The sequence below is a fragment of the Serratia sp. BFP-2025 genome (assembly GCF_050880365.1).
Classification (GTDB): Bacteria; Pseudomonadota; Gammaproteobacteria; order Enterobacterales; family Enterobacteriaceae; genus Serratia; species Serratia surfactantfaciens.
The window spans coordinates 1,674,530-1,695,286 of sequence record NZ_JBPAFV010000001.1; the positions used below are offsets into that span (position 1 = coordinate 1,674,530).

The 20,757-nt window shown below is 61.2% G+C and carries 24 protein-coding genes; 14 read left to right on the plus strand and 10 right to left on the minus strand.

The window, feature by feature from the left end; genetic code table 11:
- The first annotated feature begins 82 nt into the window (after positions 1–82).
- From ACRAWE_RS07745 to ACRAWE_RS07785, 9 genes are all read left to right on the plus strand, one after another.
- Complete coding sequence (locus ACRAWE_RS07745; protein WP_025159743.1) at positions 83–376, plus strand: SelT/SelW/SelH family protein; 294 nt, start codon at positions 83–85, stop codon at positions 374–376.
- 128 nt (positions 377–504) lie between these two features.
- Entirely contained in the window at positions 505–1,281 is a 777-nt protein-coding gene (locus ACRAWE_RS07750) for an MBL fold metallo-hydrolase (protein WP_432525201.1), read from the plus strand.
- Positions 1,282–1,294: 13 nt separating this feature from the next.
- A complete protein-coding gene (locus tag ACRAWE_RS07755) occupies positions 1,295–2,251 on the plus strand; it encodes a GlxA family transcriptional regulator (protein WP_432525202.1) in 957 nt (318 codons plus the stop codon).
- A gap of 67 nt (positions 2,252–2,318) precedes the next feature.
- Positions 2,319–2,813 (plus strand): TIGR00645 family protein, encoded by a 495-nt coding sequence (locus ACRAWE_RS07760; RefSeq protein WP_019455318.1) that lies wholly within the window; start codon positions 2,319–2,321, stop codon positions 2,811–2,813.
- A gap of 184 nt (positions 2,814–2,997) precedes the next feature.
- Positions 2,998–3,453 (plus strand): 3-hydroxyacyl-ACP dehydratase FabZ, encoded by a 456-nt coding sequence (gene fabZ, locus ACRAWE_RS07765; RefSeq protein WP_019455317.1) that lies wholly within the window; start codon positions 2,998–3,000, stop codon positions 3,451–3,453.
- A gap of 30 nt (positions 3,454–3,483) precedes the next feature.
- A complete protein-coding gene (locus ACRAWE_RS07770) occupies positions 3,484–4,272 on the plus strand; it encodes a spermidine synthase (RefSeq protein ID WP_019455316.1) in 789 nt (262 codons plus the stop codon).
- Positions 4,273–4,352: 80 nt separating this feature from the next.
- Positions 4,353–4,547 (plus strand): ribbon-helix-helix protein, CopG family, encoded by a 195-nt coding sequence (locus tag ACRAWE_RS07775; RefSeq protein ID WP_019455315.1) that lies wholly within the window; start codon positions 4,353–4,355, stop codon positions 4,545–4,547.
- A 142-nt stretch (positions 4,548–4,689) separates the two neighbouring features.
- Positions 4,690–5,091: a VOC family protein gene (locus tag ACRAWE_RS07780; protein ID WP_025159742.1), complete on the plus strand. Its 402-nt coding sequence runs from the start codon at positions 4,690–4,692 to the stop codon at positions 5,089–5,091.
- Positions 5,091–5,630, plus strand: coding sequence for a dihydrofolate reductase family protein (locus ACRAWE_RS07785; protein ID WP_019456300.1), 540 nt, complete (start codon positions 5,091–5,093; stop codon positions 5,628–5,630). Before ACRAWE_RS07780 ends, ACRAWE_RS07785 begins: the two co-directional genes overlap by 1 nt.
- On the opposite strand, the gene ACRAWE_RS07790 is transcribed toward ACRAWE_RS07785, so the two are convergent.
- The 3 genes from ACRAWE_RS07790 to ACRAWE_RS07800 form a co-directional block, all read right to left on the minus strand.
- Positions 5,615–7,009, minus strand: coding sequence for an MFS transporter (locus ACRAWE_RS07790; protein ID WP_063919445.1), 1,395 nt, complete (start codon positions 7,007–7,009; stop codon positions 5,615–5,617). The two genes, ACRAWE_RS07785 and ACRAWE_RS07790, sit on opposite strands and share 16 nt — an antisense overlap.
- A 114-nt stretch (positions 7,010–7,123) precedes the next feature.
- Entirely contained in the window at positions 7,124–8,191 is a 1,068-nt protein-coding gene (locus tag ACRAWE_RS07795) for an oxidoreductase (protein WP_432525203.1), read from the minus strand.
- A gap of 12 nt (positions 8,192–8,203) precedes the next feature.
- Positions 8,204–8,953 (minus strand): DeoR/GlpR family DNA-binding transcription regulator, encoded by a 750-nt coding sequence (locus ACRAWE_RS07800; RefSeq protein ID WP_432525204.1) that lies wholly within the window; start codon positions 8,951–8,953, stop codon positions 8,204–8,206.
- A gap of 147 nt (positions 8,954–9,100) precedes the next feature.
- Between ACRAWE_RS07800 and ACRAWE_RS07805 the strand changes: the two genes are divergently transcribed.
- Positions 9,101–9,976: an alpha/beta hydrolase gene (locus tag ACRAWE_RS07805; protein WP_019456304.1), complete on the plus strand. Its 876-nt coding sequence runs from the start codon at positions 9,101–9,103 to the stop codon at positions 9,974–9,976.
- Here the strand turns inward: ACRAWE_RS07805 and ACRAWE_RS07810 are convergent.
- The gene (locus tag ACRAWE_RS07810; RefSeq protein WP_432525572.1) at positions 9,903–11,120 is read right to left on the minus strand and encodes an MFS transporter; all 1,218 of its coding nucleotides are present in this window, start codon (positions 11,118–11,120) and stop codon (positions 9,903–9,905) included. The genes ACRAWE_RS07805 and ACRAWE_RS07810 overlap by 74 nt on opposite strands.
- Complete coding sequence (locus ACRAWE_RS07815) at positions 11,120–12,277, minus strand: serine hydrolase domain-containing protein (protein ID WP_019456306.1); 1,158 nt, start codon at positions 12,275–12,277, stop codon at positions 11,120–11,122. Before ACRAWE_RS07815 ends, ACRAWE_RS07810 begins: the two co-directional genes overlap by 1 nt.
- A gap of 121 nt (positions 12,278–12,398) precedes the next feature.
- Here ACRAWE_RS07815 and ACRAWE_RS07820 point away from each other — a divergent pair, with 121 nt between their 5' ends.
- On the plus strand, positions 12,399–13,286 hold the full coding sequence (locus ACRAWE_RS07820; RefSeq protein ID WP_019456307.1) for a LysR family transcriptional regulator: 888 nt from the start codon (positions 12,399–12,401) through the stop codon (positions 13,284–13,286).
- A gap of 85 nt (positions 13,287–13,371) precedes the next feature.
- Here the strand turns inward: ACRAWE_RS07820 and ACRAWE_RS07825 are convergent, their stop codons facing one another.
- The 3 genes from ACRAWE_RS07825 to ACRAWE_RS07835 all read right to left on the minus strand — a co-directional run bounded on the left by ACRAWE_RS07825 (position 13,372) and on the right by ACRAWE_RS07835 (position 14,698).
- Positions 13,372–13,506, minus strand: coding sequence for an AcrZ family multidrug efflux pump-associated protein (locus ACRAWE_RS07825; RefSeq protein WP_019456308.1), 135 nt, complete (start codon positions 13,504–13,506; stop codon positions 13,372–13,374).
- Positions 13,507–13,700: 194 nt separating this feature from the next.
- Positions 13,701–14,171, minus strand: a complete 471-nt coding sequence (locus ACRAWE_RS07830; protein ID WP_019456309.1) for an Rrf2 family transcriptional regulator — start codon at positions 14,169–14,171, stop codon at positions 13,701–13,703.
- A gap of 131 nt (positions 14,172–14,302) precedes the next feature.
- On the minus strand, positions 14,303–14,698 hold the full coding sequence (locus tag ACRAWE_RS07835) for a DUF427 domain-containing protein (protein WP_432525205.1): 396 nt from the start codon (positions 14,696–14,698) through the stop codon (positions 14,303–14,305).
- A 231-nt stretch (positions 14,699–14,929) separates the two neighbouring features.
- Between ACRAWE_RS07835 and osmB the strand changes: the two genes are divergently transcribed.
- The gene (osmB, locus tag ACRAWE_RS07840) at positions 14,930–15,142 is read left to right on the plus strand and encodes an osmotically-inducible lipoprotein OsmB (protein ID WP_004940700.1); all 213 of its coding nucleotides are present in this window, start codon (positions 14,930–14,932) and stop codon (positions 15,140–15,142) included.
- A 152-nt stretch (positions 15,143–15,294) separates the two neighbouring features.
- Here osmB and ACRAWE_RS07845 read toward each other — a convergent pair whose 3' ends face one another.
- Positions 15,295–16,917: a methyl-accepting chemotaxis protein gene (locus tag ACRAWE_RS07845; protein WP_432525206.1), complete on the minus strand. Its 1,623-nt coding sequence runs from the start codon at positions 16,915–16,917 to the stop codon at positions 15,295–15,297.
- A 337-nt stretch (positions 16,918–17,254) separates the two neighbouring features.
- Between ACRAWE_RS07845 and ACRAWE_RS07850 the strand changes: the two genes are divergently transcribed.
- Together ACRAWE_RS07850 and ACRAWE_RS07855 are read left to right on the plus strand one after the other, a co-directional pair.
- Complete coding sequence (locus ACRAWE_RS07850; protein WP_432525207.1) at positions 17,255–18,493, plus strand: hypothetical protein; 1,239 nt, start codon at positions 17,255–17,257, stop codon at positions 18,491–18,493.
- 49 nt (positions 18,494–18,542) lie between these two features.
- The gene (locus tag ACRAWE_RS07855; protein ID WP_019456313.1) at positions 18,543–18,938 is read left to right on the plus strand and encodes a hypothetical protein; all 396 of its coding nucleotides are present in this window, start codon (positions 18,543–18,545) and stop codon (positions 18,936–18,938) included.
- Between the two features lie 8 nt (positions 18,939–18,946).
- On the opposite strand, the gene ACRAWE_RS07860 is transcribed toward ACRAWE_RS07855, so the two are convergent.
- Entirely contained in the window at positions 18,947–20,665 is a 1,719-nt protein-coding gene (locus ACRAWE_RS07860; protein ID WP_025159737.1) for a penicillin-binding transpeptidase domain-containing protein, read from the minus strand.
- Between the last annotated feature and the right edge of the window lie 92 nt (positions 20,666–20,757).

Here is a 20,757-nt window from a genome sequence, read left to right on the forward strand (position 1 = left end):
ACTATTTGGCGCGACAAAGCCACCATCGCTTGCGAGCCATCGGGCTGATTGCAAGCCGCTTCCACTAACCGGTCGATCAATGATGAAAAACGCCCCCGCCGTTACGATTCACTACTGTTCACAATGCAATTGGCTGCTGCGCGCCGGCTGGATGGCGCAAGAGCTGCTCAATACCTTCGGCGACGATCTCGCCTCCGTCACCCTGATGCCGGGCACCGGCGGGGTCTATCAAATCAGCGTCGATGGCGTGATGATTTGGGATCGCAAGATTGACGGCGGTTTCCCCGATGCGGCGCAGCTGAAACAGCGGCTGCGCGATCACAGTTTCCCCGAGCGTTCTCTCGGCCACAGCGACGGTAAAAAAGCCCGGCACTGACGGCGTTGCCGGCAGTTGGCCCGATCCCATCGCTTATTGTCCGGCAGGCGACTCACCGGCGCACAGCGCGGTTGCCTATACTGGCGCCAACTTAATCGCCGCGCCTTGCGGCTCGCCCGGAGCCACCGATGAAACTGACGCAAATTCGCAATGCCACCCAGTTGCTCGACTACGCTGGCAAAACGTTCCTGATCGACCCCTTCCTGGCGCCGCGCGGCGCTTATCCAGGGCTGGAAGGCACGCTTAACGCCCATCTGCGCAACCCGCTGGTCGATCTGCCGGTCGACGTCGGCAACCTGCTGCTGGCCGATGCCGTGCTGGTCACCCATACCCACCCCGACCATTGGGACGAGGCTGCCCAGCGCCTGTTGCCCAAGGACACGCCGATCTTTGCGCAGCACGAGCAAGACGCCGAGCTGATCCGTTCGGCCGGTTTTCTTCACGTGCGGATATTGCAAGCGCAGACGACGTTCCACGGGATAACCTTGCACAAAACCGGCGGTCAACACGGTAGCGATTCCGCCTATGCTGACGCGCAACTGGCGTCTATCCTCGGCGAAGTGTGCGGGATCGTGTTCTCGCATCCGGCGGAACCTCGCGTCTATTTGGCCGGCGACACCGTTTGGCGTCAGCAGGTGGACGAAGCATTGCGCGTTTTCGCGCCGGACGTCATTATTCTGAATGTCGGCGATGCGCAAATTCCCGGTATCGGCAGCATTATCATGGGAAAAGAAGACGTGTTGCGCGCACATCGGGCCATGCCGAACGCCATCATCGTGGCCTCACACCTGGAAGCCGTGAATCACTGCACCCTCAGCCGCGAGACGCTGCGCCGATTTATCGCGGAGCAGGCGTTAACCCCCTGGGTCCGCGTGCCGGAAGATGGCGAGGCTTACCAACTGTAATCAGAGAGACGTTATGTCCATACCCTCCGTATCCCTTATTGCGACGCCCGGTTTCAGCCCGTTTCATTTTTCGGTGCCCTGCATCATTTTCGGCGAGATGTTAGCCGACGAACCGCTGTTCGATCTGAGAGTCTGCGGGCTGCGGGCGGGGACCATTCGTTCCGAGCTCGGCATGTCGCTCGAGGTGCCCGACGATCTGACGGCGTTGCAACGGGCGGACATCATCGTCATCCCCTTCTGGCCGCATCCGGAAGAACGTCCCGAGGCGGCGCTGATCGACGCCCTAAAAGACGCGCATCGGCGCGGCGCGCAGATCGTCGGGCTCTGTCTGGGCACCTATGTTCTGGCGTATGCCGGTCTGCTCGACCATCGCCGCGCCGCCACTCACTGGGAAAACGAAGCGGATTTTTCGGCGCGTTTTCCTCTGGTGCGGCTGGATGCCAACGCGCTTTATGTCAGCGACGAGCGGCTGATCACTTCCGCCGGCACCGCCGCCGGCCTGGATTGCTGTTTGCACGTGGTCAGGCAGCATTACGGCAGCGCCATCGCCAATCGGCTGGCCAGACGGATGGTGATCCCGCCGCACCGGGATGGCGGACAGGCGCAATTCATCGCTCGCCCGCTGCCGACCAGCACTCAGGATCAACGCATCAATCGCTTGCTGGCTCACCTGCGCGAACATTTGGCCCAGCCGCACGATCTCGATGCGCTGGCCCGCTTTACCGCGATGAGCCGCCGTTCGTTCACCCGACATTTTCAGCAGGCGACCGGCATGAGCGTCGGCGAGTGGCTCAATGCAGAGCGTCTGTTGTACAGCCAGGAACTGCTGGAAAATACGCGCCACCCGATCGCTGCCGTCGCCGCGTTGGCGGGTTTTCAATCCGACGTCTCGTTCCGCCAACGATTTAAGCAACGCTTTGCCGTCAGCCCCCGCGAATGGCGCAAAACCTTCCAGCCCCCTGGCGGCTAAGCGCTTGATTTCGGCCGGGTCTCCTGCGCTATACTGAGCGCCCTTTTGACCACACTCAGATAATGTTATGGAACGCTTGTTAGAAAATGCGATGTACGCCTCTCGCTGGCTGCTGGCGCCGGTGTATTTTGGCCTGTCGCTTACCCTGGTCGCTCTGTCGATCAAGTTTTTTCAGGAAATTCTCCACGTCCTGCCAAATATTTTTGCCGTTACCGAAGCCGATCTGGTGCTGACCTTGCTGTCGCTGATCGACATGGCGTTGGTCGGCGGCCTGTTGGTGATGGTGATGTTCTCCGGCTATGAAAACTTCGTCTCGCAGCTGGATATCAGCGAAGGGAAAGAGAAACTGAGCTGGCTGGGCAAAATGGACGCCACGTCGCTGAAAAACAAAGTCGCCGCGTCTATCGTCGCCATCTCCTCCATCCATTTGCTGCGGGTGTTTATGGATGCCAAGAACGTACCGGACAACAAACTGTTGTGGTATGTGATCATCCACCTCACCTTCGTGCTCTCCGCTTTCGTGATGGGCTACCTGGACAAGGTGACCCGCTCCAAGCACTAAGCTCGCCGCGACACCCGATCGTCAGGATCGGGTGCCTCTCCCACGCCTAACTCCCCCTGCGCGCCGCCGTCTGTTTTTTCACCTGGCACATCTGATGATAATTTTATTATAATGTCATTACACTCATAATGAACTGAACGCCGGCATCGCACCGGTTTCGCCGCAGACAGGATCACGCACTCCCATGCCATTGAATGGTCAACCCCTGCAATTCAACGATATTCAGGCGATTTTGCCTCATCGCTATCCCTGTCTGTTGGTCGATCGCGTGCTGCCCGCCGGTACCTGCATCGCCGAAGGGCGGCTGAGCGCCATCAAGAACATCACCGCCAATGAGCCGACGTTCTGGAGCGGCCACGCGCATTTCGCCGGTTTTCCCGGCGTGCTGTTGGTGGAAGCGCTGGCGCAAAGCACCGGTCTGTTGGCGCATTACTATCTCGGGGCGCTCAATGAAGGGGAACATTACTACTTCGCCGCCATTCAGCGGGCGCGGTTTTATCGCGCCGCCCGTCCCGGCGACCAGGTGTTGATGGAGGTCGCTTTCGTGCGCCGGCGCGGGGCGATCGCCCGCTTCACCGGCCGCGCCAGCATCGATGGCCGGCGCATTTGCACCGCCGATTTCATGTGCGCCCGTAAATAGGCCGCTTGCCAAAGGAGCCCTGCGAATACCATGTCTCTGGTTGACAGCTTACTCAGAACCCTCGATTTCTCCCCGCGCGGTCAGGTGATCGCCCGCGAAGCCGACGCCTGGGGCGAAATCATCGTTTCCGATCACAAGGACTACCGCACGCTGCGGTTTGACGGCATCTGCGAACAAAGCAAGATGAGCCTCAGCAACCCCGCGCAACCGATCCACAACTACATCAAAGCGATGCTGATGGCGGTGGCCTGGCAGCCGCCGGCATCGGCGCTGATTCTGGGCCTGGGAGGCGGCAGCCTGCTGCGTGCGCTGCATGCCCTCGATCCGGCGATGCGTCTGGACGTGGTCGAGCTGCGCGCCGCGGTGATCGCCGTCGCGCGCCGCTACTTTACGCTGCCGGCTACCGACACCATCAGCCTGCGCACCGCCGACGCCATGGACTTCGTGCGCCCGCCCGCCGAGGCGCGCTACGATCTGATCTTTTCCGATCTCTATTCGGCGTTCGCCATGGATCCGCAGCAAGGCAGTCAGACATTTCTGGAGAACTGCGCCGCGCGGCTGAACGACGGGGGCTGGCTGGTGCTGAATTACCACGACCTGCCCGACGAAAACAGCCTGCTGTATCACAGCCTGCATCGGGTATTCAACACCGTCCTGTTTTGCGTCGCCCCCAGCGGCAACGTGATCATTTACGCTACGCCGGCCCGTGTGACGCTGCCGCTGAGCACGCTGCGCACGCTGGCCGCCGGCAGCGGCGAGTTGTTCAACTGCGAGCTCGGCTACCTGTCGCGCAAAATAGAGCGGCTGCATTTCCGCTGAACGCGGGCGGCGGCGCGCTCTGGCTGGCCGCTTCGCCCACATGGTATTATCATTCAGTTATCATTCTCTGGAGGATCCTGATGGAAAAGAAAACGGCGCGGCTGACGGTGCTGATTGACCCGGACAAAAAGAAAGCCCTGGAAGAACTCTGTCTGCAGCAGGACGTTACCCCTTCCCAAGTGGTGCGCCAGCTGATCCGCGATTATCTGCAAAAGCATCAGGTGGATTATCCCAGCCAGCCGACGCACGCCAATCCCCGCGTCGAGAGCAATTGATCGGCGCCGGCTCCGCAAACCGTGAAGCGCGTTCGCCCCTGCGCGCGTCCTTAATCCGAATCCTCCGCTGCGGCCTGTCCATCCTGCGATATCGCTGCTACTGTTCTATGCCTTCACACTCTCTTTTCGGAAAGGAAGCGCCATGTTCAGCCATATTACCGTCGGCGTCAGCGATCTGGACGCCGCCGCCGCGTTCTACGACGCGATTTTGTTGCCGCTGGGATTACAACGGCGGGAAGTGACGCCGGACGGCGGCCCCGCCGCTCGCTGCTGGGTGATGCCGGGCCAGACACTGCCGCGTTTCTATGCCTACCAGCCCTTCGACCGGCAGCCCGCCAGCGCCGGCAACGGCAGCATGCTGGCCTTTCTCGCCGCCGATGAAGTGGCGGTCAAACGCGCCTACGCCGCCGGCCTGTTGGCAGGCGGCAGCAGTGAAGGCGAACCCGGCGAGCGCGCGCACTACGGCAAAGGCTATTTCGGCGCTTACCTGCGCGATCCCGACGGCAACAAGGTTCATTTGGTTTACCGGGGAGATCTCGCCTGATGAAATGTTCGGTTTACATCGCCACCAGCGTAGACGGATTCATTGCCGGTGCGGACGGCGACATCGACTGGCTGCTGCGTCCCGAATACGCAGTGTCGTTGCTCAACGGGTTGAGCTATGAGGCGTTTATCGCCGACGTCGACGCGCTGGTGATGGGACGCCATACCTATGAAAAAGTCCGCGCCTTTCCCGAATGGCCCTATGGCGAACTGCCGGTGGTGGTGCTGTCGACGCAGCCGCCCGCGCCGCAAGAAGCAGGCCACGTTCGCTGGATGAACGGCGAACCGGCGGCCATCGTCGCGCAGTTGGCCAGCCAAGGCTGCCGTCATCTGTATATCGACGGCGGCCAGACCGTGCAGCGCTTTCTGCAGGCCGGATTGATCGACGAATTGACCATCACGCGCGTGCCGCTGCTGCTGGGCGGCGGCATTCCTTTGTTCGGCGCCGATGCCCCTGAGCAGCGTCTGCGCTTGCTCGCCGTTACACAATCGGACAACGGTTTCGTACAAGAGCGCTATGCCGTTCAGCGCGCGTCATAACGCAGCGTCAATCGGCGGCCACCGAGGGCGATGAGCAACGCCGCCAACGCCAACAGCGCCGCCGCACCATAGGTCACCTGCATACCGTAAGCGGCCGCGGCGGCGGCGCCCGCCACCCGTTGCGAAGCCAGGTAAAACAGCGCCCCCATCGCCGAAGCGCCGGTGATCGCGCCGAGGTTGCGCGCCAGGTTCACCATGCCGGCGATCAGTCCGCGCCGTTCAGGAAACAGATCCTTCATCAGCGCCGTGTTGTTGGCCACCTGGAACAGCGCATAGCCGGCGGTCAACAGCGCGATCGGCGCAACATAGCCAAGCACGCCCCAACGGCCCAGCAACGAGAGCAATGCCGCCCCGGCGGCCACCGCCGCCAGCCCAAACTGGGCGATGCGTTGCGATCCGAAGCGATCCACCAGATAGCCGGCCGGAATGCCGGTCAGAATGGCCACCGCCGGCCCCGCCGACATCACCAGCCCGACCTGCGCGGCGCTTAGGCCTAGCGCCCGCGACAGATAGAACGGTCCGACCACCAGCGTGGCGGTCATCACCGTCATCACCAACGCACTGGCCGCCAGCCCCGCCGTCAAGGCCGGATGGCGGAACATCGTCGGCGCCAACAGCGGCGATGCGGCGCGGCGCTCCACGCGGATAAACAGCGCCCCCGCCAGCAAAGCGCCCAACATCAACGCCAGATTGAGCGCGCTGAAATTGCCGCGCCCGAGGGTCATCGCCAGCGAGTAACAGAGCAATGCGCCGCCCAGCAGCAACGTGCCGGCGCGATCGAAAGGTTCCGGGCGCGCAGTCGTCCGTGGCCCATCCGGCAAGCAGCGCCAGACGAGCCACAACGCCAGCAGGCCCAGCGGCAGGTTGATCAGGAACATCGCCCGCCAGCCGAAACCGGCGATCAGCGCGCCGCCCAACGACGGGCCCAACGCGGTGCCCACCGCCGACATGGTGCCGAGCAGCCCCATCGCGCGGCCGATTTTTTCCGCGCCCAGCGCCTCGCCCGCGAGCGCCATGGCGATTGACATCATCACAGCGCCTCCCAGCCCCTGCGCTATGCGCGCCGCCAACAACAGCCAAAGCTGCGGAGCCAACGCGCAAGCCAGCGAAGCGGCGGTAAACAGCGCGATGCCCGCCAGCAGCAGGCGCCGGCGATTGCGGCTGTCGCCCAAGCGGCCGATGCCGATGATGCAGGTGGTGACGGCCAGCAGATAGCAGAGCAGCACCCACTGCACGGCCTGGAACGAGGCATGAAACGCGGCGGCGAGCACCGGCAGCCCGACGTTGGCGATGCTGATGCCGAGCGACGACAGCAGCATGCTCAGAGAAAGTGCGGCCAGTATGCCGCGGACGCCCTGCGGCGAAGGATGGGATAACATGATAAAGACTCCTGACATAGACTGAGGGTTAGCCTATGTCAGGGTCTGGAATGGCGGAAGACGCATGATATGCACTGTATCAATGCATCTGACGCCTTATCTGGCGCAACGCCTTTACCAGGCGGCGATCTCCGCCGCAGTGAGCGGCAGCGTTTGAGTGACGCCGGTTTCCGCCGCCAGGGTGGCCGCCTCGAGCACCGCCATCACCGCCAGCGCCTGCGACGCGGTAACCGGGTTGGCGCCGGTACCGCGCAGCGCATCGCGCACCTGGAAGTAATATTGGCGCTGATCGCCATCCGGCGTCGGCAGCGTGCGCGCTGGCTCCGTGCCGATAAACAGGCTCATCGCGTCGTCGTCTTTGCCCCACTCCACCGAGCCCGGCGTCACGCCGGCCAGCAGCTGGCTCTCCTGCCCGTCGGCGCGCGCCTTGACCACGCTGCCCTTATCGCCGTGCACGGTAAAGCGTGAAACGCCGCCCGCCACCAGCATGCTGCCGTGCAGGATCACGCGGTGCGTCGGGTAGTTCAACACCACATGGGCCCAGTCATTGACCTGCGCGTTGGCGCGCAGCGTGGCGATGTTGGCCTGCACGCTGTGCGGCAACCCGAACAGCTGCAGCGCCTGATCGACCATGTGCGGCCCCAAATCGAACCACAGCCCGCTGCCGGGCAGGTTCTGTTCGCGCCAGCGCACCCGCACTTCTGGGCGGTAGCGATCGATGTGCGACTCAAAATGCGTTACCTTGCCGATCAGCCCCTGCTCGATCACCTGTTTCACCCCGAGGAAATCGCTGTCCCAGCGGCGGTTCTGGAATACCGACAGCAGGCGGCCATGCTTCTCCGCCGCCGCAATCAGCGTGCGCGCCTCCGCCAGGTCCAGCGTAAACGGCTTATCCACCACCACATGCTTTCCCGCTTCCAGCGCGGCCAGCGCCAGCGGCGCATGGGTGGCGTTCGGCGAAGCAATCACCACCAGATCGACCTCCGGCAGGCGGATCGCCTCGAGCGGATCGGCGATCACGCGCGCATGCGGCAGGTCGGCGTGAACTTTGGCGGCGTCGCGCGAAGCCACCACGCTGAGTTCCAGCCCCGGCACGGCGTTGATCAGCGGCGCGTGAAACGCCTTGCCGACAAAGCCGTAGCCAATCAGCGCCACCTGCAACGGTTGAGCGTTATCGTTCATCAGTGTTCTCCTCTAGCGGTCGTCGGCGACGACACAAAGTTCAATCATTGATTGCTCGTCCAGGTTGTCCCACGGGCGATCGGTAAACAGGCGTTGGATCTGCGCCAGATCCGCAACGTGATGCGGTTCGCAGCGATCCAGCTTCATATGGTCGGCCACCAGCCAGCGCTCACCGCTGTTGGCCAGCATGGCGCGTTTGACCTCGGCATCGGCCTCTTCGCCGGCGCTCAGCCCCAGCTGAGCATGCACCGCGCAGGCGCCCAACAAGGCGATGTCCGCGCGATAGCGCGCCAGCAACGCCAACGTGGCGCTGCCGGCGAACAGCCGTTGACGCGCATCCCACTGACCGCCCAGCAGGATCAGTTGGATCTCCGGCCTGTCGCTCAGGCACTGCGCGATATCCAGCGAGGCGGTGATCACCGTGGCCGGGCCGCGCAACGCTTGCGCCACCGCCAGCAGCGTACTGCCCGCATCCAGCATCAGAGTGCTGCCGGGCGGGATCTGTGCGGCCACCGCGCGGCCGAGCCGTTGTTTGATCTGCGGCAACAGCGCCGCGCGCGCCTGGCGCGGCATGCCGGACGGTTCAAACGCGATCGCCCCGCCGTGATGTTTTTGCGCCAGCCCCTGCCGCTCGAGATCGGCCAGATCGCGGCGCACGGTATCGACGGAAACGCCGATGGCGTTGGCCAATTCCGCTACCGCCGCCTGCCCGCGTTCGCTGAGCAAATCCAGTAAATGTCGTTGTCGCGCCGCTTTGTGCATGGTTTATCCCGCAATAAAAAGCATTAAACAGCAATATACAGCAGAAAACGGCATCAGAGAAGACGCATTGGCGCGCACAGGAGATCAAACATCTTTTCGCCGCCTGGACAATGATGGAGGCAGAACGCATAACAACCAGGAGAAATGATGAGCATCGATCTGACGTTTGAAAACCTGAACGCGCGCGCCGTGCAATACAACGCCCGCGCTTCGGTCGAGGATTTTGACGCCTGCATGGCGGAATACGCCGCGCTGGCCCAGCGCGCCAAAGCGCAGACGCCGGGCATTTATGACCTGCGCTACGGCATGGGCGCCGCCGAACGCCTCGATCTGTTCCCGGCCAGCATTCAGCCCGCCCCGCTGCTGATCTTTATTCATGGCGGTTACTGGCATTCGCAGCGCAAAGAGGAAGCCTGTTCGATGGCCGCCGCGTTTGCCCGCCGCGGCGTGGCGGTCGCTACGTTGGAATACACGCTGGCGCCGGAAGCGACGCTGGCGGAGATCGTGCATGAGGTACGCAGCGCCGTCGCCTGGCTTTATCATCACGGGGCACCATTCGGCATCGATCCGGCGCGCATTTTCGTCAGCGGTAGTTCGGCCGGCGGGCATCTGTGCGGCATGCTGATCGCCGACGGCTGGCAGCAACGCTATCGTCTGCCGCCCGATGCGATCAAAGGCGCGTTGGCGCTGAGCGGCTTATACGATCTGCGCCCGCTGTGCGATATCTATATCAACGACTGGCTGCACCTGACGCCCGAGCAGGCGCACACCCTCAGCCCGCTGTTTCTGCTGCCGCCGAAAGGCCATGCGCCGCAGATCCTGCTCGACGTCGGCCAGCGGGAAACGCAGGGGTTTAAAAACCAGACGCAGGCCTATTATGACGCTTGCCTGGCGCATGGTCTCGACGTCCAGCTGCTGGCAGACCGCCACTGCAATCACTTTACGTTGGTCAACGAGCTCGCCGATGCGGAAAGCGCGATGTTCCGGCAAGTGATGGCGATGATCGACGGCGCGCGAGGGTAGTTTGGCGCTGCAACCACAGCCTGGCGGCGATCGTCATCACCGCCAGTGCGGCAAATGCGGTTCCACACAGCAGGCTGCCCTGTACCCCCCAAGCGGCGATAAACCAGCCGCCCGCCAGCGAACCCAGCGCCACACCCAGATTGATAAAGGCGATATACAGCCCGGTGACGAACGCCGGCGCCTGCGGCGCTTCGGAGGTCAGCCAGATCTGGGTCACAATCAAACCGCTGGTGTGCGCCGCCCCCCAATACAGACAAAGTGCCGTCATCGAACCAAGGTTCGTGCTGCCGTAGCGATACAGCAGCGCATAAGCCGCAATCAAGGCTACCGGATGCAGCAGCACCGTCACTGCACGGCGGCGGCCCAACCCCTTGCCGGCCAACAGGTTGCCTGCAACGCCACCCACGCCGAATGCCACCAGAAGAAAGGCGATGGCGCCACCGCTGAAGCCGATTTCACGGCTGAGATATTCAGCCGCGTAGGCATAGACCGCAAACATGGCGGCAAATATCAGCACGCAGGTGCTTATATTTAGCCACAGCGTCCCGCTGCGCAGCACCATCAGCTGTTTGCCATAACTGAGGCGTTGAACGGCGACGTCGGGCAAACGCACCAGTAACCCCGCCGCCGCCAGGAGGTTCACCCACGCGCAAAACCGGAACGATGCTTCATAGCTGAACTGTTCAGCGATCCATTGCGTCAGCGGTATGCCCAACACCATGCCCATGCTGGTGCCGATAAACGCATAGGCGGTTGCTTTGGTGGCCTGATGCGGTGGATAAAGCGCTGCGGCCGCCACCATGGCCAGCGAAAAATAGACAGGATGGAATAACGCCGGCAAAATGCGCAGCAGCATAAGCATGGCAAAGCTGTCCGCCTGAGCGGACAACGCGCTGGCCGCCGCAAATACCGTTAATGTAATCAGCAGCGTGCGTTTACGATTGAATCGCGACGCCAGCAGCACCAACAGCGGCCCGAGCAACGCAATGGTCAAGGCGAAGACCCCAACCAGCCAGCCGGCCTGCGCCGTGGAAATGCCATACCGCGCGATGATCTGCGGCAAGATGCCCACCACGCCGAACTCGATGCAATAAACGCCAAACAGCCCCAGCGCAATGAAGAAAATCGGCGGTATCAAGCCCATCACATCCCCCCCGTCGCGGCATAAACCGCCTGACAAATCTCGCCGACAAAGGCGCCGGACATGCCTTCCAGCGCCGTATTGGTAAACGCCACCACGCTGAGCTGCCGGGTGGGATCGACAAACCACGAATGCCCATAGGTTCCCCCCATCCGCCAGGTGCCAACGGACTCCGGCGTTTGTGCGGCGACGGGATCTTTCAGCACGGTAATGCCCAGGCCGAAGCCGCGCCCCGGCCAAAACGGCATCGGCAGATCGCCGATTTGGTTGCTGGTGAATGCCGTCACCCAATCGGGCGGCAGCACCTGCCCGCCGCCTTGGCGCAACGTTTCCAGCAAGCGCAGGAAATCTTCGGCCGACCCGACCATGCCGGCGCCGCCCGAAGCGTATGCCTGCGGATCCAGCGCACGCGCCGGCGACAGATGAAACCCGGCGCTGCCCGCGAAAAACGGTAAATGGTCCGGCTGGTGCAAGCGGCGCGGTTCGCCGGGATGATCGGCGTAAGACGCCGCCAAACGCGCGGGATCCGCCGCCAGGAAATCGGTATCCGTCATCGCCAACGGCCTGGTCACCCATTTTTTGACCGCCTGCGCCAGCGGCAAGCCGCTCGCCTGTTCAATTGCCGCGCCCAGCACATCGGTCGCGATGGAGTAACGCCACTCCGCGCCGGGCGGGGCCAGCAAAGGTGCGCAGGCAATACGCCGCACGTTTTCCTGCAGGCTGACAGACGCCTCATCCATGCCGTCGGAGATGCCCAATTGGGCGTAGAATCCCCCTTCCGGCTGGAAAAAGCGGTAACTTAATCCGGCGGTGTGAGTCATTAGATGCCGTAGCGTTATCAGCGGTAGAGTGCCATCCGCCAGCCGCGGACAAAAATTCGGCAGCCAGCGGGTGATGGGATCGTCCAACTGCATGCCGCCCTGCGCCATCAGCGCCAGCGCCGCCGTGGACACGATCGGTTTGGACACCGAAGCCAGACGAAATAGCGTATTGCACGCCATCGGCTTGCCGGCTTCGCGATCCGCCATGCCCGCCGCGCGGCGATAAATGATCTCACCGCCCTGCGCTACCAGGACCACTGCGCCAACCAGCCGTTTCTCCGCCAAGGCGCGATCGACAGCCCGATCTATCACGCCAACGCTCTGCCCGTATTCACTCATTTCCATTGCTCCAGGTCGCCAATCACTGTGGTAGTTACCGAGCATAGAGCCTGGTGATTAATGAAAAAACAGGCTAGATTTCCCTTAATAACGGACACTAACGTCCGCAATAGGATGCCCGATGGATAACTTAGCCGGCGTGAGCGCTTTCGTGCAGGCCGCTGAAACTCTCAGTTTCGTTGACGCCGGCCGCATGCTCGGCATCTCGGCATCAGCGGTGGGAAAAAGCATCGCCCGTTTGGAGAACAGGCTGGGGGTGCGCCTGTTTCACCGCAGCACGCGCAGCATGACGTTGACCGCCGAGGGCCGGCGCTTTCTGCAACGGTGTCAACGCATTCTGGGGGAGATGGCGGCGGCAGAACGGGAAATCAGTGATGCGCATAGCACGCCGCGCGGCAAACTGCGGGTCAGCCTGCCGCTGGTGGGAGGGCTGTTAAATCCGGTGTTGGCAGAATTTGTCCGAAACTATCCCGATATTGAGCTGGAAGCCGATTTCTCCGATCGACGGGTCGATGTCGTAGAAGAGGGTTTTGACGCAGTGATCCGGGTCGGCGAGACCGAAGATTCACGACTGATGAGCCGCCAGCTGGGCTCGTTTCATCTGCTGCTGGTGGCCGCGCCAGATTACCTGCACCGCGTCGGGATCCCACATCAACCGGCAGATCTGCAAGGGCACGCCGGCCTGCTGTACAAATTCCCCTCTACCGGCAAAGTGGAGCCCTGGCCGCTCGAAGGATGGGACAAGCTGCTTGCCGATCAACTGGCGACCCGCGTGGTGTGCAACACCGTCGATACCTTGCTCTATCTGGCGGAAAGCGGCCAGGGCATCGCCTGTTTGCCGGATTTTGCCGTGAAGCGCGCACTGGAACAGCGGCGATTGCAGCAGATATTGCGCGAGCATTGTCACCACAGCGGCAGCTTCAAAGTCCTGTGGCCTTCCAGCAAGCATCTGACGCCGAAACTCCGCGTGTTTATCGATACGCTAAGCGCTCGACTTTTTCAGGATTAGGTGGGTATTTACGCGACCGGTCAATCATCGAGTAAAGGAAATGCGAGGGAGACGGAGGGCGATAACCGCCCCCTGACATGCGGGCTCAGCCGTTTTTGCGGCCGATAGCGGAAAAGACGTTAAACACTTCACCCAAGCCGTAAATCGCGCCGAGCAGTACGGCCACCATTACCGGCACCAGGACCACCACGGTGGCCAAGCTTTCAAGCATTTCTAACATCGTTCTCTCCTGGTTTTTAAGCACAGCGAATCTGCGCCGGAAGAAAAGGTTTCCGGCTAATCGGTTGATTATCGTGGGGAGGCAGTCTAAAACGTGAGCTACATCACACTTGATGCGAGCTAATGTAACTTACACAATTACATTAACGCAATGCAAAAAATGCTCTGTGCGGCAAAGGGATTGGCGTGGATTTTTTATTGCGTATCTGCTTGATATTGCGGCGAACAGGGGGCGAAAGGATAGCCGGCGCGCCGCTCGACCTGCCCGGCCATTTCGGCGATGCTGGTCTGCGCCAGGCTCGCTTCCAGCGCATGCCCCACGCGCGCGAACTCTTGCTCCAGCACCGGGGTAATGGCGTGGCCGATATAGCACGCATCGTTAGGCCGGGCGCGATGCAGCATGAAATAGGGTTGATCCTCCACCGCGCGATACACGTCCAGCAGCGAGATCGCTTCCGCCGGCCGCGCCAGCAGCGCCCCGCCGCCTTGCCCCATTTGTGAATAGGTCAGCCCCGCTTCCGCCAGCGCGCCGAGGATGCGCCGCACCACCGTCGGATTGGTGTTGACGCTGCGGGCGATGTCTTCGGAACGCACCGTCTGGCCGCGACACAGCGTGATGTTGGTCAGGATATGGATGGCAACGGCAAATCGCGTAGAGGTAGACACCTTGGCACCTGCTCAGAGTTTCGTTTATGTCGGATTAAAACATAAGGAAAGCGTATCAATTTCCGGTAATACACATAATGAGTAGGGATTAGCGGAATGTCAACCAGCCCCCGCCCGGCGGCGACGGCGGCTCAGGCTTCGGTACGGATCTCCGCCACTTTATCGGCATAAAATGCCAGATGCTCCTTGATCGCCACCACGGCGTTGTAAGGCATTTCATAACTCCAGGCCGTATTGTTCCCCTGCGGGCCGTTCAGCGCGAGGTCGAAATAACTGCAGTCGCCCTTATAAGGGCAGTAGCTAACGCGATGGTTTGTCTGCAGCAGCGCCATCTGCACATCCTCACGCGGAAAGTAAAACACCGGCGGATAGTTGGCTTCCCGCAAAAGGAGCGCGTTGCGGCTGTCGGCCAGGATTTGGCCGGCGGCGTGCACCACGACCCGCATGGGATGGCGAGTTAACGTAATCGGATGATCCGGCCCGGGAATTTTCACCGGCTTGCCGGATGCGGAAACGAGATCGGACATGGCGGCCTCCACAACGTGCGCCCCGTCCCCAACGAGGCGTCTTCTCAGTATAGACCCGCGGTTTCGCCGGCGGCCGCACATTCGGCGAGCAAACGCTTTTCGCCGCCGCAAAATTAAGAATTTTTACCTGTTCGATTTTCTTACGGAGGAATACATTCATCCCAACTTCTACCGGCGGCTTAATCGGATTATTTTTAATCCATTAATCCGCCAATTTACCAGGAACTCATTATGAATATTAAACGTGCCGCGGGTGTGTTGGTGGTGGTGATGGCAACGCTTTCCGTTACCGCATGTGGGCATATGTCCAATCGCGATCGCAACACGGCGATCGGCGCGGGTGTCGGCGCCGTCGGCGGCGCGGTATTGACCGACGGCAGCACGCTGGGCACACTCGGCGGCGCAGCGCTGGGTGGCATTATCGGCCACCAGACCAGCCGTTAATCATTCCGTTAAAAATATCTCAGCAGGCCGGCGCTTTGTTAATCTACGCGCGCCGGCCTGCTTTATTTATCCCGATGAACGGCCTTCGGGAGGAACAATAATAAATAACGTTAAGCGCAGCTTTATTATTAATTAACCTGCACCAGAAGTATTTATTGCGCAGGCAGCCTGAAGCGCGCCATCGCTTTTTCCAATCGTTCCGACTCCCCCTGCAGCAACTGCGAAGCCTCGGTCACCGCGTTCACCACGCTGCCGGTTTGCCGCGCCACCTGATTCAGCGCGGTGATGCGCGCCGTCACGTCCTGAATGCTCTCCGCCTGATTGAGCGACGCCAGCGAAATTTCTCCCATCAGCGCACTGCACTTGTTCACCAGACTGATAATCTGCCGCAGGTTGCCCGTCAACAGATCCACCGCCTGCGATCCCCGATCGATTTGCTGCAATGAGCGGCCGATCAACTGCTGAATATCGCGCGTCGAATGGCTGCTTTTCTGCGCCAGCAGGCCCACTTCCTTAGCCACGATGGCGAAACCGCGGCCGTGAACGCCGGCGTGCGCGGCCTCGATCGCCGCATTCAGCGCCAGAATATTGGTCTGAAACGCCACGCTGTCGATCAATGCCACAATGCCGCGCATTTCCGCCGATTGGTTGACGATCCCTTGCATCGAGACATTGACGGTTTGCATCATCTGCTCACCGGCGCCGGCGCACTGGCGGGCCTGTTCAGTGCGTTCACTGGCCTGCCGCGCGTATTGGCCATTTTCTTCCACCCGCGCCGCCAGCTGCTGCACGTGCTCGGTCGCCAAGTGCAATTCGCCGTCCTGCTTCGCCGACTGTGCCGTCAGCTGGCGATTGCCGTCCGCCAGCCGCCCGACGCCGTTCAGGATCCCGCTCGCCGCGTCGCGCACTTCGCTCACCAAGCGCTGCAGGCCGCCTTGCATGTGGCCGATGCTGGTTTGCAGTTGGCGCATCTCGCGGTTAACCGCCCTTTCAGGCGGCAGCGGCCGCGAAAGATCGCCGGCGGCCAGCACGTTGAGGTGCGCGATCGCCCGCTGCAGCGGCGCGATCACCCAGCGGGAGACGGCGAACCACACCCCAACGGCGATCAGCGCCAACGCGGCCAGCGCGCCGAGCGCAAAGGTCTTGGCCTGCTCCAGCGCCGCCAATTGCCGCACGTTGACGTCATCGCCGCGCCGTTCGTTCAGCGCCTGATAAGCGAGATACTTCTCGTTGAAATCCGCCTGAAACGCCTGGATCGGCACGGCGAAAAACGCCTCGATGCCGCTGCTGCCTTGCAGCCCTTGCGCCTGCTCTTTCAGGCCGTCATAAAACAGACGATAGCCGTCTTTCAGGGCCGCCGCCGCCGGCGCATCCGCGCTCAAACGTTCGAACTGGGCGAAGGCCTGCTCGGAAGCCTGCAGCGCCGCCAACGACTCATCCAGCAGGCTGTGCCAACTGCCGTCGGAGCCGGTGGCTTGGTCTTGCAGATAATAGATGCCCGCGCGGTTCAGGCTGTCGCTGGCCGTCAACAGCGACAGCCTGGCGCGATCCATCGCCGCCTGTTGGCGATGCAACGCGTCGCCCGTCACCAGGTTAACCTTGGCGTCACGCAGAATATTGGAAATAAATACGGTGGAAAACAATTGCAGCAGAGAAAATAGCGCAATAACGCAAATTACGCCGCTTAATAATCCCATGCTCTTGCCGAAGCCAAACGCGCGCGGCAGCGCCGTCGCAGGTTTTACCCTGCGGCCAAGTGTCAGTTTTATGTTCATGATTTTTAGTCAGTAATACCAGGATGCCGCGAGTCTAACGGGCATTGATGACACTAATATTTCAGTCTGCTCTGCGCCGCCCCTCACCAAGAAAAATGGCAAAATCGACGGTATGGTACATCAACGTTTATTTTTATTGCTTGACTTGCTTAATCGCGGATTTATAGTTCCCCCATTAAACAAGAAACAAAGTTTCATATATTAACCGGAAGTGAATTTAATATATGAAACGCGCAATGAAATCGTCTCAAATATAAAACAAACGAGCGACAATGCCTTATTTTCAGGTAAAGTCCGCTCGCCTTAATAAGGACCAAACATTCATCAGGGGCCGGACATGCGCAAGATCACCCTTTGTTTTTTGCTTGTTTCACCAATGAGTTATGCGGCAGCCTCCGCATTAGCCAACGACACGGCCGCCACCGCGGCACCGGTCAAAAAAAGCCGCCCGGCATTTCCCCATATTCATTGGCAAAGCGATGACAATAAAAAGAGTATCGATATCGGCGGCGCACTGCGCGCCAATTATCGTTATGAAGACTGGCACAGCAGCAATTATCGGCATCCGCCGCATTTACGCTTTGACGCCTTTCGCATCGACGCCGCCGGTCAGGTAAACGACGCATTTTTCGATAGTGGATTCTGGTTTCAGGATCGGCGCAAATACGCCATCGACCGCGCCTATGTCGGCTATCACCTGTCTGAGCGTTCCGCCGTGCAGCTTGGCGCGCCGTTCAAACCCTTCGGCCTGATGCCCTACCCGCAGTTCGGTTGGTCGTACGGCATTCCGTTTTACCTCGGCTTCGGCGTCAACACCGGGCTGGGCGCCAAATACCAATATCAACAGGGCGATTGGGCCTTCGACGCCGCCTACTATCCGCGCATGATGCCGGCCGGCGTGCGTTACGCTCCCGACGTCGCCAGCTACGACGATCTGAAGAACACCAACTTTGCCTCGCAGCACCTGCAGCGCAACGAAAAACGCGATCAGCTGAACCTACGGCTGACGCACGCTTTCCACCCGGGCGGCTGGGATAACGAGCTCGGCGGTTCGCTGGTGGCCTCGCGGCTTTACAACCAGGCGACCGGCGATAACGGCAGCTTCTGGGCGGCCGGCCTGCACACGCTGGTGAATCGAGATGCCTGGCATCTGTCCGGCCAGGTGATCCGCTACGGTTACGACGCCAAAGGCCCGGCCGGAGCCAACAATTCGGTGATCCTGATGGGCGGCAACGGCCTGACGCCGGCCTATCTGATCCCCTCGCAGGCCACCACCGCCGCCATTAACCTGGCGCGCGACGTCGAGGTGCCCTGGGGTCCGGTGAAAAAACTGCGGTTCTACAACGACTACAGCGTGCTCTGGAAAGATAAGCGCGGCGGCTCCAACTCCAAAATGAATACGCTCGGGGTGCAGGTGTTCGCCATGCCGGTGATGCTGTGGGTGGATCTGACCTGGGCGCAAAACGCCAACCCGTGGGGCGGCGTGGAAAACGCCACCGGCTGGACCGGTACCCAGTCCTCCGGCAGCAATAAATGGTATTTTCGCACCAACGTAAACATCGGTTACTACTTCTGAGCGCAGCGGGATCTACACTGAAGTATCGCCGTCAACCGGAGAAATCACGATGCTGAGCGCGCAGACGCTGCATGTCGCCATCAACCGCCCCTGTGACGAGGTATACGCCTTTCTCAGCCGGCCGGAAAACTTCCCATTGTGGGCCAAAGGGTTAGCCAACAGTTTGCGACAGGAAGGTGAAGACTGGATGGCGGATACCCCGCAGGGGCGGATCCGCATTCGCTTCAGCGCGCCGAACGCCTTCGGCGTGCTGGATCATTGGGTGACGCTGCCGGACGGCGGCGTGGTCTACGTGCCGCTGCGCGCGCTCGCCAACCGGCAAGGCGCCGAGGTGATCTTCACCCTGTTCCGCCAGCCGGGCATGGACGACGCGCAGTTCGCCCACGACGCCGGGCTGGTTAACGCCGATCTGCAGGCGTTGAAGCGCCTGCTGGAATCGCGTTAACCCGCGGGTTAGCTCTTGACCGACGACACCACGTTGAGCGGCTGGGCGTCCGGCAGGATATTCATGTGCTCCAGCACCTGGGCCATGATCTTGCCGAACACCGGCCCGGCCACCGAACCGCCGAAGTGTTTGCCGGCTTTCGGGTTGTTGACCATCACCACCAGCGCCACCTGCGGATCGCTGGCCGGCGCCACGCCGGCGGTATAGTTGATATACCCGCCGTCGTATTTACCGCTCGGGCCCATTTTCTCGGCGGTGCCGGTTTTGATCGCCAGCCGATAACCCGGCACCGCGGCGTTCACCCCGCTGCCGCCCGGCAAGGCGTCGCTCTCCATCATATGCACCACGGTTTTCACCGTATCGGCCGGCAGAATACGTTGCCCCATCACCGGCGGCGTCACCTTGGTGATCGACAGCGGCCGATAAACGCCGAAGGCGCCGATAGCGGCATACTCGCGCGCCATCTGCAGCGGCGTCACGCGCAGGCCATAGCCGAAGGAGAAGGTGGCGCGTTCGATATCCGCCCAGCGTTCGCGATGCTGCGGCAGGTAGCCGCTGCTCTCGTTGCCGATGCCGAGCTCGGTCGGTCGCCCCAGGCCAAAGCTGCGGTAGACCGCCGGCAGCACCGTGGCGGGCAACGCCAACGCAATGTGCGATACCGCGATGTCGCTCGATTTTTGCAGCACGCCGGTGATGGTCAACTTCGACCAGTGGCCGACGTCTTTGATCAGGTGACCGTTCACCCGATACGGCGTAGTGTCCAGCACGGTATCCGGCCGGATCAGCTTATGCTCCAGCCCCACCATCACCACCACCGGTTTCACCGTCGAGCCCGGCTCGAAGCTGTCGCTGCTGCACACGTTGCGAATATCCTTCGCCGGGGTGCTGCCATAGTTGTTCGGGTTGAACGACGGGTAACTGGCCATGCCGAGGATCTCGCCGGTGTCGATCTTGACCAGCACCGCACAGCCGGAGTCAGCCTGGTTAGCCACCACGCCGTCACGGATCTGCGCATAGAGCACGTACTGGATAAATTTGTCGATGCTGAGCGTCACATTCGGCGGCGGCACCGGATCCACGCTTTTAAGCACGCCGATCACCGCGCCGCTGCCGTCCTTCTGGTAGACCCGCAGGCCGTTTTTACCCTGCAGCAGCGGGTTGAAGCCCAGCTCGATGCCCTCCAGCCCCTGATTGTCCTGGCCAACGATGCCGATCAGCCCGGCGGCGTCCTGGCCCATCGGATAAAAGCGGCTGAAATCCTGCTCGGTGCTGACGCCGGTCAGGTGCAGTTTACTGATGTAGGCGGCGTTATCATCCTCCACCTTGCGCGCCAGGTAAACGAAACGCTTGCGCGCGTTGCTCTGGATCAGGTGCTGGATGTCCGCCAGCGGGATCTTCAGCACGTTGGCCATGCTCTGCCAGCGCTCGTTGCTAGTGTCGGTCTGGGTATCGAGAATGTGTTTCGGATCCAGCACGATGTCTTTGGACGACACGCTGACCGCCAGCGCCTCATCGTTGCGATCGGTGATCATGGCGCGGTTGGTCGGCACCACCTGGGTGCGGATCGAACGCTGGTCAGCCTGGTCCGCCAACTGCTGGTGTTCCAACAGCTGCAGATAGCCGACCCGGAACGCCAACAGAAAAAAACAGACCAGCATGCCGGCGCAAATCCAGCCGAAACGAACTGTGGAATAGGTTTTACCGCTCTTTTTGGTCGATGGCGCCACTGTTGTGTTAACCCTGCGTTTTTATTCGGTTTATGGTGTTATTTCAGTCTACATTGCCGGAAATGGTCGGGAGATTGCAGTTTGTAACAAAG